Consider the following 15093-nt stretch of genomic DNA (forward strand, 5'->3'; position numbering starts at 1 on the left):
ACCTCACGGGCCGCCGCCGGTTTCCATGGCTGGTTTGCGGCGCGGCCCGTGGGACATTTTTCCAACGAGACGGAGGGGCCAATCGGGACAGCGGCTGCTTCGACTCATCAGACGGTTGTTCGCTCCGGTTTCCATGGCTGGTTTGCGGGGCGACAACCGGGGACTTTCATGTGTGGTGTGTCGACGAGCGGCTCATCCGACTACCATGTCTCCGTGCTCCCCAGGGAGACCCGGGAATGGATGGCCGCCTCGCCGGACAAGTTCATCATCGATGGCACGCTGGGCGGGGGAGGACACAGCGAGATGTTTCTCGAGGCTGGAGCACGGGTGCTCGGCGTCGACCGCGACCCTGAAGCCCTGGCTCATGCAACCGCGCGCCTCGAGCGCTTCGGCGATCGCTTTCGCACTTGGCAGGGAAACTTTGCCGATCTTCTAGACAACCCCGAGGTTCAGGGGGGAGAGCAAGCCGATGGCTTGCTTCTGGACCTCGGGGTGTCGTCTCGTCAACTGGATGCTGCGGAGAGGGGATTCTCTTTCCGTGGCGAGGGGCCGCTGGACATGAGAATGGGACCAGCGACCGACTTCACCGCTGCCGACCTGGTGAACACCTGGTCGGAAGATGAGATTCGCAAGATGCTGCGTGAATACGGGGAAGAGCCCCGGGCGCGTCGGATCGCTGCGGCCATCGTGAAGCAGCGCGAGAAGGCTCCTTTCGAAACCACCACTCAACTGGCCGACTGCATCGAGCGGGAAGTCGGGCGGACCGGAAGAACTCATCCCGCGACCCGCAGCTTTCAGGCGATCCGCATCGTCGTGAACGATGAACTGGGTTCGCTCGAACGGGCCCTTGAGGCATCGGTCGATCTGATCAAGCCGGGTGGCCGACTTCTGGTCATCACCTTCCACAGTCTGGAGGACCGGATGGTCAAAAGATTCATGCAGGATCGAGCCAAGCAGTGGCTTGATCAACCTGACTGGCCGGAGCCCCGGCCCAACCCTCGGTGGTGCTTCCACCTTCCAAAGAGAAAAGCGATCGCCCCAGGCGACGATGAGATCCAGGTGAACCCGAGGGCCCGCAGTGCAAAACTGCGGGTCGCTGAGCTTCTGGAAACCACTCCAACAAGACCATGAACCGACGCCGATCCGAAGAATTGCCGAATCATTCGGCAGCCTTTCTTGCCCTTGCTCTCGCTGCCATCGTGGCGACGACGGGAGGAGCGATGCATGCCATCTACCGGAATGGTCAGATCAAGACCGAGCGCAAGATCGCGGACACCCGCAAGCGCATCGAGGAGCATCACCTGGACATTCAGATGATCGAGGTGAGGAAGGAGAGATTGTTGGATCGCTACGAGATCCGAGACCAGCTCGCGTTGGTGGATTCATCGTTGTTAGCCGTCGACCACGGGGTGGTCGAAAAGGTGAGCCCGACCAGCTCCGGGGAGACTTTTCCAGTCGTGGTGCGGCCCTGATTCATGTCGTCGAAGTCCTTTCAGTTTCGTTGCTTGCTGTTGTGCACGGTCCTTGTGGCCGGGCTCAGTTTGCTTTCAGTGAGGCTGATCCAGATTCAGGTCTGGGAGCGGAAGAAATATGCGGAAAGGGCGCGTGCGGCGTATGACCGGAGTGAGACCCTGCCCGGTCTTCGCGGGAAGATCGTGGATCGCCACGAGGAGGTCCTGGCCAAGAGCATTGCGCTGAGCGCGGTGATGATCGACGCCAACCTCATGAACGACCCGGTGGTGGTCGTCAAAGCGCTCGCTTACGAGCGGGCGTCGAGCGAAGAGGGCTGGAATGAGCTCACGGCCAACGAGCAAGCCCGCAAGCTAAAGGCATACCGCAGCGTGATCCTCGGCGAGGAGCCCCCCGAGGTCATCGTGAGCCGCCATCTGGCTCGTGCCGTGGGAATTCTGGCCCGGCCGCTCGGCCTGCGCCGTGAGGAGCTGAGGGCTCGGATCGAAGGGCCGCGCAACAAGGGTCGTCAGTACTATCCGATCGCCAAGGACCTGCCGGAGGACGTGGCCGACAGCTTGCGCGAGTTGATTGCGGAGAACCACCTGAAGGGGTTCCGCTTCGAGAACAAGATCAAGCGTTGGTACACCTCACCCGATCTCGCGACCCACGTGATCGGCTACACGGGTGAGGAGAAGTATGAGAACCTGAAGGGCAAGACCGCCTTCCGGCAGATCGGCAAGTTCGGCATCGAATCGGCGATGGAGGAGTATCTCCGCGGCACCGACGGCTACTGGGACCACCTGAAAATCCCGATGCCCGGTGAGGAGGGGAGCATGGTGCCTCCGGTGCACGGATTGAATGTCCAGCTGACCCTGGACATGGGCATTCAGGCCATCGTCGAGGAAGAGCTGGATGCCGCGCTCGAGACCTACATTTCCAAACGGGGCTGCATCGTGGTGCTCGAACCGAAGACCGGAGAGTTGCTGGCGATGGCCAGTCGGCCACATTTCAACCTGAACCGCAAGGAAGGGCTGGCCGAAGGGGCGATGAACTACGCCCTGCAGGGGATCTACGAGCCGGGCAGTACGTTCAAGATTGTGGCGGCTGCGGGTGCGCTGAATGAGCGTCTGGTTAGCCCTGAAACCCTGATATACTGTCACAACGGGCTGTATCAGGAGGGCCGCCTCCGGATTCCCGATCACCATCCGTATGGGATGCTTCCGGTGTGGGGAGTGTTGCAGAAGTCGAGCAACATCGGCGCCTTCAAGATCGCCCGTCAGCTCGGCACCAAGAGGTTCTACGAGTATGCCCACCAACTCGGATTGGGAAGCGACACCGGGATCCTGCTTAGTGGCGAATCCGCAGGCACGGTCCGGGACACGAACAATCTGATCGACTTCAGCCGGGCCTCCTATGGCTACGCGCTGAATGTGACTCCGCTACAGGTAGCGGCGGCCTATGGGGCGATTGCGAATGGCGGTGAGTGGGTTCGTCCCCGGGTGATCCGTTCGATCATTGCCAACGACGGAACCGTGCTTGAGCGCTACCGTCCGGAAGTCGAGCGACGGGTGCTTCGAGAGGAAGTCGCCGAGCAGCTCCGCGATGCCTTGGTCACAGTGGTGGAGCCGGGTGGCACGGCGACCCGCGCTGCGGTTTCCGGCTTCAAGGTGGCAGGAAAGACTGGCACGGCGATCCGCATCGACAAAGGTCGCTATCAGAAGCCCCCGTTCGCCAGTGAGTCGCACTACACCGTTTCATTTGCCGGCATGATGCCTGCCGAGGATCCGGCCTTCGTCTGCCTCGTGGTGGTGGACGATCCTCTCACGAATGAGGTGAAGCGCTATGGGGGAACGATTGCGGCGCCGACCTTTGCCAAGGTGGCCGAGCGATTGGCCACGCACATGAATCTCACTCCCACCGAGCCTCTTGACGAGGACACCCTGGCGGAAGCCGACTAAGCCATGAAACTCAGCGAACTCACCTCCAGGCTGCGCAAACCACTCGTCGTGGGTTCGCTCGACGTCGACGTTTCGTCGGTGACGTCGGATTCGCGTCAGGTCGACGATGGGTCGATCTTCGTGGCGGTGCGTGGAACTCAGGTGGACGGGCGCCGATTCATCGGTTCCGCCGTGGAGGCGGGGGCCGTGGCGGTGGTCAGTGAGAGCGCTCCGGAAACGGGCGATCCAACGAAGGTGACCTGGATTCAGGTCTCCGATACCCGGGCGGCGCTGTCGGCAATGGCCGCAGGCCTTGCAGGTGATCCGTCCAGGGACTTGAAGCTGGTCGGTGTCACCGGGACGAACGGAAAGACGACGACGGGGTTCCTCTGTCACCATATCATGAAGTCCGCGTGGCATCGTGCAGGTCTGCTCGGAACCGTGCAGGTCGACGACGGGGAGAAGATCACGGTGGCAAGCCACACGACACCGGATGCGGTGGATTTGCAGAATTTGATCGCACGCATGGCTGGCAATGGCTGCCGGGGTGCGGCCCTCGAGGTTTCCTCGCATGGGATCGACCAGAAGCGGGTGGCTGATCTGGCCTTCGACGCGCTCGTTTTCACCAACCTGACTCAGGACCACCTCGACTACCATGGAACGATGGCGGCGTATGCGGCGGCGAAGTTCTCCTGGTTCGAGGCCGCAGCTGCCGATCCCCGGGGGAAGAAGCCCGTCGCGGTGATCAATGTGGATGATGCGAGCGGAGCGGAGCTGGCCGGCATGCTGAGGGACAAGATGCCGATCGTGCGTTATGGCTTCGGTCTGCATACCGACCTGCGGGCCTTGGAATTCCGCCAGAGTTCGCGTGGCATGGAGGTGAAACTTGAAACCAAGGGGCGCCAGTATCTCATCCGCACTCCACTGATCGGACGCTTCAACGCCTACAACATCCTCGCGGCACTCGGTGCCATGAAAGCCATCGGGGTGCCGATGCGCCAGGCGATCGCGGCCCTCGCGGAAGCGCCGCAGATTCCCGGGCGAATGGAGTACTGCGGCAACCGCGATGGCGTTTCAGTTTTCGTCGACTATGCCCATACGCCGGACGCATTGGAGAATTCCTGCAAAACGCTGAAGGAGCTGGAGCCACGGCGACTGATCACGGTCTTCGGCTGTGGGGGGGACCGTGACCGCGCCAAACGTCCGCTGATGGCGAAGGCTGCAGCCCGCTATTCGGATGTGTGCGTGATCACGTCGGACAATCCTAGGAGTGAGGATCCCCAGGCGATCATCGAGCAAGTGGAAGCCGGAATGGGCAACAGCCGATACAAGAGTGTCGCGGATCGCGCGGAAGCCATCCGTATCGCCATTCACGCGGCCGGGAAAGGGGACATGGTCCTGATCGCTGGGAAGGGTCACGAGACTTATCAGGAGTTCGCGGGAAACACCGTGGATTTTGACGACCGGAATCAGGCACGCATCGCACTGGCCGAGCGTCCACCCATGGATGAACCACCGAGGAAACGATGAAACCTGTCGATGCCAACACCCTGGCTCAGATCACCGGAGGCGAATTGCTTCTGGGTGACGGCGGGGCGGTGGCTGGCGCGGTTTCCACCGATACCCGGACGATTCCGGATGGTGCGGCGTTCTTTGCCCTGAAAGGAGATCGCTTCGATGCCAATGACTTCGCCGGTCAGGCTGCTGCTGCCGGAGCCCGGGTCGTGGTGGTCGAGCGCTGGGATGAGGCCGATGCGCACGGGGCGGCAGTGGTCAAGGTGCCGAACGGTTTGTTCGCCTTGCAGAGGTTGGCGCGCTGGCAGCGTCAGCAACGGGAGATGCCTGTCGTGGGCATTACGGGTTCCAATGGCAAGACGAGCACGAAGGATTTCACCCGGGCGGTACTCGGGCAGCGCTACGACGTCTGTGCGACACGGGGCAACCTGAACAATCACATCGGGGTGCCGTTGACGGTACTTTCGATCGAGGCGCAGCACGATGCCGCGGTGGTGGAGATGGGGATGAACCACTCGGGTGAGATTGCGCCGCTGTGTGAGATCGCGATGCCGACCCTGGGCATCATCACCAACATCGGCACGGCGCACATCGAGCACCTGGGAAGCCGTGAGAGCATTGCCGAGGAGAAGGGATCGCTGGCGCGCGCGCTGCCCGAAAGCGGTGCGCTCTTCGTGCCGGCGGGTTGTGATTTCTACGAATACTTCAAGTCCCGTACCAAGGCGCGGGTGATCCCGGTTGGAAACGGGCGGGGTCTGGTTCGCGCCGAGAATCTCCATCAGGAGGGCGGGCGTTCGCGTTTCACCCTGGTGATCGAGGGTGAGGCGGTGGCGGAGGTGGATCTGCCCGTGATCGGGCGGCATATGGTCAAGAATGCCCTGCTTGCCGCGGGTTGCGGTTGGTTCCTCGGCATGAGCCCGGAGGAGATCGCCCGCGGGCTGTCATCGACAGAACTCACGAGTGGCCGGCTGCGCCGCTACGAGTCGTCCGGGATCACGGTGTTCGACGACACTTACAATGCAAACCCGGAATCGATGGCGGCAGCCATCGAGACCCTGGCCGAAACACCGGTGGCCAATGGAGCCCGTCGGTTCGTGGTGCTGGGCCCGATGGGTGAGCTTGGCAGCCATGCCGAAGCGGCTCATCTGGAAGTCGGCCGACTTGCCGCCGAACGAGGCCTGAGTGTGGTGGCCGTGGGCAAGGGTGCCGAAGGCATCGCCGAGGGTGCGGGCAACGCCGAATACTTTGCTGAAGGTTCATCGGCAGCCGATGAACTTTCGAACCGTCTCAAGCCGGGTGACGCCATTCTATTCAAGGCCAGTCGGAGCGCGGCCATGGAGAAGGTGATGAATCAGGCATTTCCCCCGAACAACTGATGCTTTATTGGATTTACGAATGGTGGCGCAGCGCGTTTGAAGCCGAGAAACTTGCCGGTGCGGAAGGCTGGGCGCATGCCCTGAGCTTCCTCAACCTGTTGCAGTACATCACGTTTCGTGCGGCTCTGGGTGCCTTGATGGCATTCCTGCTGAGTGTGGTTCTCGGGCCGCGGGTGATCCGCCGGTTGATCTCGCTCAAGGTCGGTCAGCCGATCCGGACGGCTGACGAAGTCCACAAGCTGGCCGAACTCCATGGTGGCAAGGTGGGCACCCCGACGATGGGTGGCGTGCTGATCCTCGGTTCGGTGCTCATTTCCACCTTGATCTGTGCCAAGCCCTTCAACCCGTTCGTCGCGGTGTGCGCCTGCACGATGGGCGCGCTCGGTTTGCTGGGATTCTGCGACGACTACAAGAAGGTCAAGGAGAAGAACTCCGATGGCATCAGCGCGCGGGCCAAACTTTTCTGGCAGTTGGTCATCGCGGCGATGGCGGCCTGCTTCATCTTCTTCAAGCCGGAGATCTCGGGGTTCGGATACACTCCGGATCAGCTCGAGGAGTATGGTTACGTGCCTGGATACAAGCTGGGCGACCAGCCGATGGGCATCGGAGCCATCACCTTCCCGCTGTTCAAGTTTGCGATCATCGATCTGTCATGGCTGATCATCCCGTTCTTCATCGCAGTCATCATCGGCTGCTCGAACGCGGTGAATCTCACGGACGGTCTGGATGGTCTGGCGACCGGGTGCACGATCACGGTTTCGCTGGCCTATGCGATGCTGGCGTATCTGGCCGGCCATCTGTTCATGGCGACCGAATACCTGACGATCCCGTACAACCGGTTTGTTGCCGAACTCACCGTGTTCCTGTTGTCGCTGGCCGGTGCCGGATTCGGTTTCCTGTGGTTCAACTGTCACCCGGCGAAGGTCTTCATGGGGGACACCGGGTCGCTCGCGATTGGTGGAGCGATCGGAACCGCGGCGATCTGTGTGAAACAGGAACTCCTGCTGGTGATCATCGGCGGGGTGTTCGTCATGGAAGCGCTTTCGGTGATGCTTCAGGTCGGTAGCTTCAAGCTGCGCAAGAAGCGGATCTTCGCGATGGCGCCGATCCACCACCACTTCGAGCTGCGCGGCTGGCATGAAAGCCAGGTCATCATCCGCTTCTGGATCATCTCCATCATGCTCGCCCTGTTCGGGCTGGCTTTGCTGAAAATCGTCTAATGGAACTCAAGGAACGTCGTGTGAACATCCTCGGGGCCGGCCGCAGTGGCCGGGCCGCGGCGGCGCTTGCCCTGCGCGAGGGAGCTCGGGTTCATGTGTATGACGCGTCGGAGTCGATCGAGAATCTGCCGTCTGGAGTCACCGCGCACCCGGGGGCGACTCCGGAGTCCGCTGAAGCATCCGATGTGCTCGTGGTGAGCCCGGGGGTGGATACCTACGGCTCTCTGGTGAAGGCATTCTCCGCTGAGGCCGGCGAAACGATCGGTGAAATCGAGTTGGCTTGCCGTTTCTATCAGGGCCGGATCATCGCGATCACGGGGACCAATGGGAAGACGACCACCACCGAGCTGGTCGAGCGCATCCTCCGTGCCGGCGGCGAAGAGCCTGCCGCCTGCGGGAACTACGGAGTGCCGGTTTGCGAGGTGGTGATGCGTGATCCGCAGCCGACGGTGCTGGCGCTTGAAGCCAGTTCGTTCCAGCTTGAGACGATCGTGGATTTCCGCCCTGACGTGGCGGTCTGGCTGAACTTCGCGCCGGACCACATGGACCGTTACCCTGACGTCGACAGCTACCGAGAAGCGAAGCTGCGGATTTTCACCAACCAGACCGCATCGGACACCGTGGTGGTTCGTCATGGTGAGCCAATCGCGACCGGTGCCGGACGTTGCGTGACCTTTTCGACCGAGGATGATTCCGCGGATTGGTTTTCCGATGGACAGAGGATCCGTCACGGCCTCGAGGAAGTGATCGACATGCATCAGGGCACCCACCTCCGAGGACTGCACAATGCCGAGAACGCCATGGCGGCCATCGCTGCCTGTGAGGCCCTCGGAGTGAGCCGCGATTCGGTGGTGAAGGCCTTCGATGGTTATGCCCCTCCGCGACATCGGTGCGAGTTGGTCCGTATCCTCGACGGAGTCGAGTGGCTCAATGACTCCAAGGCGACGAATCTGCACGCCTTGGAAAGCGCCCTTCGCTCACAAACTAGGCCCATCGTATTAATTGCAGGAGGAAAGGAAAAAGGGCTCGATTATCGACCGCTTCTTCCCTTACTCAAGGAGCGCGCTGCGGCCGTGGTGACTTTTGGTGAGATCGGTCAGGCCCTGGCCGATCTGGTCGGAGAGCTTTCCCCGTGTGAAACGGTGGAGACACTCGCCGAGGCGGTTGAGTCCGCGCACGCCAAAGCCGTGGCGGGTGCCACGGTCCTGTTCTCACCGGGCACTTCCTCATTTGATCAGTTCACCGGCTACGAGCAGCGCGGTGATGCATTCTGTCAGCTCGTCCATCAACTTCGCTAACCCCCTTACGACCCATGAATAATCAACGCATGTCCGTGAAACGCCGCCCTGTGAAAAAGCGGGGCTTCCAGACACTCTTTGCCAACGTGGCACGCAAGAAGAAGCGGCATCGTGCTGCAACCAGTGCCACACCCGCCGACTTCGAAGGTGACGTGCCGAATCTTGGGATTGCCCGTGCGCTGGTGGTGATCCTGCTCATCCACGTGGTCGCCATTGGTGGCATCTTCTTCCACAGCCACTGGCTGAGTGATGACGAGGCGACGGCGAAGACCCCGACTCCGGCGGTGGCCAAGCCCCTGCAACCTGCCAGCCCGGCGGCTGCGCTGAATCGTGATCAGGGCGAGGATCTGCCAACCATTCGCTCAGGCGATTCCCTCTACACCGTGGGCACGGGTGATACCTATCAGAGCATTGCACAGCGTTTCGGGATCGATGAAATGGAGCTCCGCCAAGCCAATGAGAATCTGGGGATTCGTCAGGGCCGTGTGCTGCGCATCCCACCGAAGATGATCACCGCGGTCGAACCCCCGGTGGTCACGGAACTGCGCGATCGCACGCCCGAGGTCACTCCGATCAATCCTCCGGCGGCTCCCGTGGCTGCGGTGGCACCGGAAGAGCCTGTCCGCGTGGCTCCAGCCGCTCCCCAGCCGGAGTTGGTGCCGACCGAGGCGGCACGCCAGGCCGATGCCCGTGCCAGTGGCACCGTGAACCAACCTGAAGTCACCGCGTCGGGAACGACCTACAAGGTGAAGTCGGGTGATACCTTCTGGGCGATCGCCCAGCGTCACGGCACTACGGCTGACAAGTTGATGAAGATCAACGGCATCTCCAATGCCCGGCACCTTCGGGTGGGGGCGACTCTGGTCATCCCTGACTGAGACTCCTCCTGATTTCTCCTCATGGCCCGTTATCTCAATATTGCCCTTTGCATGGCCGTCGCCACCCTGGTGGTGCTCGGTCTCGTGATGTTGGCGAGTACGAGTGCGTGGGTGAAAGGGGTCGAGGATCCCTACTACTTCTTCGTCCGGCAGAGCTGGATGGCGGTGGCAGGGGTCATCGGTGCGATGCTCCTCGCCGTGCTGGACCCGAGCCACCTCCGTCGTTTCTGGCCATGGCTGCTGTTGGCCGGCTGTCTGCTTCTCGCGCTGTGCTACGTGCCCGGAGTCGCGGCGGACCTGAATGGTGAGCGTCGATGGATCAATTTCCCAGTGGTCAACCGCTTCCAGCCCTCCGAAGTGGCCAAGGCGATCACGATGATTGCGCTGGCGGGATGGTTCGCGCGTTGGCAGACGGAGATCCCGACTTTCTTCAAGGGATTCGTCGTGCCGAGCATCCTGCTGGGAATTCCGCTTTGCCTGATCCTGTTCGAGACCGACATGGGAACCGCGGTGGGGCTGGGCGCTGCAGGATTCGCAGTGCTTTTCACTGCGGGGGTCCGGCTCCTTTATCTGGTGCCCACGGTGCTGACCGGCTGCACGGCCTTCTATTTCCTGGTAAGATCGAATGAGAACCGTTGGACGCGGATCGAAGCGTGGATGAATCTTGAAGACCCGGTTCACCAGATGAACAAGGGCCTCCAGCAATGGCGTGCGCTGCTTGCGTTTGGCAACGGAGGAGTGAAAGGGCAGGGCCTTGGCAATGGCTTCGAGAAATTCGGCCACATGCCCTATGCGCACACGGACTTCATTTTCCCGAACATCGGCGAGGAACTGGGCCTGTGGGGAACGCTCGGCACGGTGTTGTGCTATGTGGTGATCGCGGTCGCGGGAATTGGCGTCGCCATGTATTCGCGGAATGTCTTCAATCGCTGTCTGGCGATTGGCCTGACGGCCGTGATCGTGGTTCCGGCCATGATCAACATCGCGGTGACCACCGCGGTGCTGCCCAATACCGGCTTGCCGCTGCCCTTCGTGAGCTACGGGGGAACCAATCTGGTCTTCACGCTGGCTTCGGTGGGTCTGCTCTGCGGCATTCATCGCCGGTCCCGCCTCGAAGTGAAGCCCGACCGGACCTTCTCGATCGAAAAGACCTACGAAGTCAGGCTGTGACAGGTCGGGAAACCGCCCGCTCGGCAAAGTGGGAAAAAACCGGATTTTTCCACGTCGGTCCCAGTTGCACCCCACCCAGTTGCGGGTAAAATGGGCGCATGATGTTTGAATTGCTCGCGCAAGCTCAAGATGGGTCGACCCATGGGGTCGGCGGGATTGGGATCGGCTACTGGATTCTGCTGGGAGGCATGGCCCTCGTCAGCATGCTGATCAGCGGGACCTTGAAGTCCCGGTTTGCCAAGTATTCGCAAATGCCGATCGCCCAGACGGGGGCCCAGGTCGCCGAGGCGATGCTGCGCCAGAACGGGGTGAACGACGTGCAGGTGATCAGTGTTCCGGGTCAGTTGACGGACCACTACGATCCGTCCAAAAAGACGGTGAATCTCAGTGAAGCGGTGTATGCGCAGAACAACGTCGCGGCGGCGGCCGTTGCGGCCCACGAGTGCGGCCATGCCCTGCAGCACAAGCAGGCGTATGCGTGGTTGACGATGCGCTCGAAGATGGTGCCTGCGGTCCAGCTTTCCAGTCAGCTCATGAACATCCTCATGTGGATGATGATCTTCGGCTTGTTTGCCATGGGCTCGGGCGGGACGGTCTTCATCTACGTCTTCCTGATCGCGATGGGGGTTACCACGCTGTTTTCGATCATCACCCTGCCGGTGGAGTTCGATGCCAGCAAGAGGGCGCTCGCGTGGCTGGATCAGAGTGGCTACGTGCGCGGATTCGAGCACGACAAGGCGAAGGACGCGCTCTTCTGGGCGGCGATGACCTACGTGGCTGCTGCGGTGGCTGCCATTGCCCAACTCGCCTATTGGGCGATGATGTTGCTGGGTCGCCGGGATTGATCCGGCCTCGCCGACGAATCGATTACGGGCATTCCCTGACTCGGGGAATGCCCTTTTTCGTGATCAGTAGCGGCAGGGGCGGGGGCGCCCGTAGTAGGGGCGGCCGTAATAATAGTCGTTGCGGTCCCGGTTGTTCGCCACGGCGTAGCCAATGGCCGCGGCGGCGGCGACTCCGACGGCAGCTGCGGCCGGGTCGACCGACTGGACGGGCCTTCCGTTGGCATCGTAGGTCGTCATGCAGGAGGTCGCAACGAGAGGGATGGCTGCGGCGGCAAGAATTCGGGTGACAAGCGGGGTCATCATGCAGGCTTCGACGGGCGCGGGCGCTGTTCTATTCAGAGAAGAATCGCAGCGGCTGCTTTCGTTCAACGCAGCATTTTCAGTGATCACACCTCCCTCAGTGGCAACCGCTGCTGGGATGTGTGGAGAAAGTAGGCATCTCTCGCGCAGCACTCACAAGCGGCAAAGCGGTCTTGAGGGATGCGGGATGCGGGATGCGACCGACTTATGGGATGAGGCGCCATGTTTTTTGTCGAGCACTCTCACAGGTGTTTGGGGAGCCTCAGGCTGGTTCCATGTTGACCTTGAGGGCCTCGAATCCATTGGAGCGTTGGTAGTGTTCCTCCACTTCGATGTGTGGACGTGCTTCCAACACGTGGATTTTGGCCACACGATCGACCAGCGCCTTCAGGAGTGTTCGAACAAGCAGCCGCGCGTGTGGGGCACCAAGACAGAGGTGCGCGCCGAAACCGAAGGAAATGTGCGGGTTGGGTTTGCGATCGAGTTGAATGGTCTGGGCTTGGTCGAAAACCGATTCATCAAAATTGGCCGATGCCCATCCCAGCGACACGCGCCCGCCCTCCTTCACTGGGACTCCATGCACATCGGTGGCTACCGGGCAGACTCGGCCGATATGCGTCAGGGGCATGAACACCCTGAAAAACTCCTCGGCCGCGTGGACGATTCGTTTCGGATCTTTCCGGAGGAAATCCAGGGCCTCCGGGTGTCTGCCGAAGTATTCGATGATCGATGAGATGCTGTGGATGATCGTGTCACGACCTCCAGCGAATGTCAGATTGCCAAATCCCATCATCTCTTCGCGGGTCAACTTACGGCCCTGAAATTCCCCCTGCGTCAGTGCACTGAAGAAATCCTCTCCGGGGTTCGCCTCGGCGCGGTCGAATTGATTGGCAAGGTAGTCTTCCAAGGCGTTGCCTTTCTTGAACTTGCCGCCTTGCACCTTGAATACGTGAATACCCCAGCCGACATACGTCTCAGCTTCGGTCTCCGGAACGTTCAACAGGTAGGTCAGGGCATGCGATTGGATCGGCAGGGCAAGGCCGTTGACGATCTCGATCGAGTCATGACCCAGGGCCTCGGATAGTTTCGAATCGACCAATGCCTCCACCTTCGCGATCACCTCCGGTGTCTTCGAGCGTTGGAAGAAGGATTTCACGATTTCGCGATATTCGGTGTGTTGAGGAGGATCGGTCTCGATTGGCAGTTGTCGCATGGTCCGCACTTCCTCCTCCGAAGGAATTGGCACGCGAAACGGCGCGTCTGAGCTGTAGGTTTTCCAATCCTTGGCAGCGGCTCGCACATCGGCGTGACGGAGAATCATCGGCACCTCCTCGCCCTGGAATGGGCACTTGATTACGCCCTTCTCGCTTCTCGCCTCGCGGAATGGATCCAAGGGGTCGGATGATTCGGTCATGGGTGCATCACTTTCCGGGATGGGTTTCTTCGATTCAAGGAAACAGAGCCAGGCAGGGGAAATGTGAAATTTGGATTGTGTGGGCTTGTCGTTGGCAGGCCCAAACGGATAGCTGCTGTGAGCAATGACCGATGACCGACGAATCCTGACCGCTTATCATGAAGCAGGGCATGCGGTGATGGCGCTGTTGATGGGGCGCACCATTCAGAAGGTCAGTATCATTCCTTCTCAGAATCGTCTTGGATCCTGCACCATCCAGAAGGGGCGGGCGAAGCAGGTGCAGGACAAGCTGGAGGCGGACATGCTGATCCTTCTCGCAGGGATGGCGGCCGAGGGAAAGAAGTCCGGGCGCTACAATGTGCAGGGCGCGGGACAGGACCTTCAAGCGGTCGAACGATTGGCCATGGCTCGCTCGGGTAACTCCCGCCAGGCTGCCAAGCTCTTGCACAAGATGCTCGACAAGACTCAGCACCTGCTTGCCGACAACGCCAACTGGGCAGGGGTCAAGGTGATCGCGAATGAATTGATGGAACACGAGTCCATCAGTGGCAGGGCTGCCAAGCATCACCTCACGCTTGCTAAGAATCAGAGCAGCTAGTGCCGCCCAACGATCGCGTCGCGCCGACTTTGCTCCATTGGTTCCTTGAAGAGCAGGCCGAGGAATCTTGCTTGGAAGGATGGCGGTGATCTGGCGTATTGGGGTTTGATGAATCCCAAGTTGCTCATTTCTTCGCTCCTGATTGCCACCTCGGGTCTCCCGGCGGTGGCCGAGACCAAGGAGATCGTTTTCATTGCAGGCCGGAAAAGTCATGCTTCCGGCGAGCACGAGTTTCGTGCGGGGAGCCTGCTTCTTGCCAAGGCGCTGAATGAGCAGAGCGGGCTGGATGTGAAGGCCTCGGTGGTGGGCGTGGAGTGGGCAAAGACGCCGAAAGTGCTCGAGAATGCGGATGCCATCGTCATTTACTGTGATGCATCGAAGGCGATTGCGGGCAAGTGGGATGAACTGGATCGCCTCGCGAAGAACGGGGCGGGTTTGATGTTCATGCACTACGCGGTTCACCCCTCGAAGGAGAATGCGGACAAGTACCAGCGCCGCTGGGTGGGTGCGGCCATGGAGACGGGATTCTCGGTGAACCCCCACTGGTTGGCTGAGCTGAAGGTGATGCCGGGTCACGAGATTTCCCGGGGTGTGCCGGAGGCATTCGAGAGTTATGATGAATTCTACTACAACATGCGTTTCCAGGATGACCGCGAGGCGGTGCTGGACCTGGTGACCGCGGTGCCGACCCGCGAGCGGATGCGCCGCTACATCAATCTGTGGAATTGGTATGGTGCGGAAGGCATGAACAAGCCGCAGACCCTGATGTGGGGCGTGGAGCGTGAGGATGGTGGCCGTGGGGTGGGGTTCACGGGCGGTCACTACCACAAGAACTGGGCGCTCGATGGATTCAGGACCGTCGTGCTGAATGCCATCGTGTGGACCGCGGGCATGGAGGTGCCGGAAGGCGGGGTGAAGTCGCAGAAGGTCACCGAGGATGAACTCAACGCGAATCTCGACTCATACGGCGACAAGAAGAACCCTCGGATCACGCTGCCGGATCTGGAGGAGATCCGCAAGATGGCGCCTGCCAAGATCAAGCCTGAGCGGGAAGCCGCACCCTGTGGCTGCGGTGGCTTCCACTGAGTGA

The 15093-nt window shown here is 60.9% G+C and carries 14 protein-coding genes; 12 read left to right on the top strand and 2 right to left on the bottom strand.

Going from position 1 to position 15093, the window contains the following annotated elements; translation table 11 throughout:
* Window positions 1–168: 168 nt before the first annotated feature.
* The 10 genes from rsmH to JIN81_RS00050 all read left to right on the top strand — a co-directional run bounded on the left by rsmH (window position 169) and on the right by JIN81_RS00050 (window position 11691).
* On the top strand, window positions 169–1131 hold the full coding sequence (rsmH, locus tag JIN81_RS00005; protein WP_200274906.1) for a 16S rRNA (cytosine(1402)-N(4))-methyltransferase RsmH: 963 nt from the start codon (window positions 169–171) through the stop codon (window positions 1129–1131).
* Entirely contained in the window at window positions 1128–1472 is a 345-nt protein-coding gene (locus JIN81_RS00010; RefSeq protein WP_200274908.1) for a hypothetical protein, read from the top strand. Before rsmH ends, JIN81_RS00010 begins: the two co-directional genes overlap by 4 nt.
* Before the next feature lie 33 nt (window positions 1473–1505).
* Window positions 1506–3410: a peptidoglycan D,D-transpeptidase FtsI family protein gene (locus JIN81_RS00015; RefSeq protein WP_234044345.1), complete on the top strand. Its 1905-nt coding sequence runs from the start codon at window positions 1506–1508 to the stop codon at window positions 3408–3410.
* 3 nt (window positions 3411–3413) lie between these two features.
* Window positions 3414–4919: a UDP-N-acetylmuramoyl-L-alanyl-D-glutamate--2,6-diaminopimelate ligase gene (locus JIN81_RS00020; RefSeq protein ID WP_200274912.1), complete on the top strand. Its 1506-nt coding sequence runs from the start codon at window positions 3414–3416 to the stop codon at window positions 4917–4919.
* A complete protein-coding gene (locus tag JIN81_RS00025; protein ID WP_200274914.1) occupies window positions 4916–6280 on the top strand; it encodes a UDP-N-acetylmuramoyl-tripeptide--D-alanyl-D-alanine ligase in 1365 nt (454 codons plus the stop codon). The genes JIN81_RS00020 and JIN81_RS00025 overlap by 4 nt, the downstream gene beginning before the upstream one ends.
* Window positions 6280–7500, top strand: a complete 1221-nt coding sequence (gene mraY, locus JIN81_RS00030) for a phospho-N-acetylmuramoyl-pentapeptide-transferase (RefSeq protein ID WP_200274916.1) — start codon at window positions 6280–6282, stop codon at window positions 7498–7500. The genes JIN81_RS00025 and mraY overlap by 1 nt, the downstream gene beginning before the upstream one ends.
* Complete coding sequence (gene murD / locus JIN81_RS00035) at window positions 7500–8798, top strand: UDP-N-acetylmuramoyl-L-alanine--D-glutamate ligase (protein ID WP_200274918.1); 1299 nt, start codon at window positions 7500–7502, stop codon at window positions 8796–8798. The genes mraY and murD overlap by 1 nt, the downstream gene beginning before the upstream one ends.
* Before the next feature lie 29 nt (window positions 8799–8827).
* Window positions 8828–9676, top strand: a complete 849-nt coding sequence (locus JIN81_RS00040) for a LysM peptidoglycan-binding domain-containing protein (protein ID WP_234044346.1) — start codon at window positions 8828–8830, stop codon at window positions 9674–9676.
* Window positions 9677–9697: 21 nt separating this feature from the next.
* Window positions 9698–10846 carry an FtsW/RodA/SpoVE family cell cycle protein gene (locus tag JIN81_RS00045; protein WP_200274931.1) on the top strand — a complete coding sequence of 383 codons (1149 nt, stop codon included), beginning with the start codon at window positions 9698–9700 and terminating at the stop codon, window positions 10844–10846.
* Between the two features lie 98 nt (window positions 10847–10944).
* A complete protein-coding gene (locus JIN81_RS00050; RefSeq protein WP_200274933.1) occupies window positions 10945–11691 on the top strand; it encodes a zinc metallopeptidase in 747 nt (248 codons plus the stop codon).
* Between the two features lie 63 nt (window positions 11692–11754).
* Here JIN81_RS00050 and JIN81_RS00055 read toward each other — a convergent pair whose 3' ends face one another.
* Together JIN81_RS00055 and JIN81_RS00060 are read right to left on the bottom strand one after the other, a co-directional pair.
* Window positions 11755–11994, bottom strand: coding sequence for a hypothetical protein (locus JIN81_RS00055; protein WP_200274935.1), 240 nt, complete (start codon window positions 11992–11994; stop codon window positions 11755–11757).
* 259 nt (window positions 11995–12253) lie between these two features.
* Complete coding sequence (locus tag JIN81_RS00060; RefSeq protein WP_200274937.1) at window positions 12254–13405, bottom strand: cytochrome P450; 1152 nt, start codon at window positions 13403–13405, stop codon at window positions 12254–12256.
* Between the two features lie 124 nt (window positions 13406–13529).
* Between JIN81_RS00060 and JIN81_RS00065 the strand changes: the two genes are divergently transcribed.
* Window positions 13530–14003 (top strand): M50 family metallopeptidase, encoded by a 474-nt coding sequence (locus JIN81_RS00065; protein WP_200274939.1) that lies wholly within the window; start codon window positions 13530–13532, stop codon window positions 14001–14003.
* Window positions 14004–14111: 108 nt separating this feature from the next.
* Window positions 14112–15089: a ThuA domain-containing protein gene (locus JIN81_RS00070; protein ID WP_200274941.1), complete on the top strand. Its 978-nt coding sequence runs from the start codon at window positions 14112–14114 to the stop codon at window positions 15087–15089.
* Window positions 15090–15093: the final 4 nt, after the last annotated feature.

Origin of the sequence: Haloferula rosea (genome assembly GCF_016595525.1) — a bacterium.
In the GTDB taxonomy this organism is placed as follows: domain Bacteria; phylum Verrucomicrobiota; class Verrucomicrobiia; order Verrucomicrobiales; family Akkermansiaceae; genus Haloferula; species Haloferula rosea.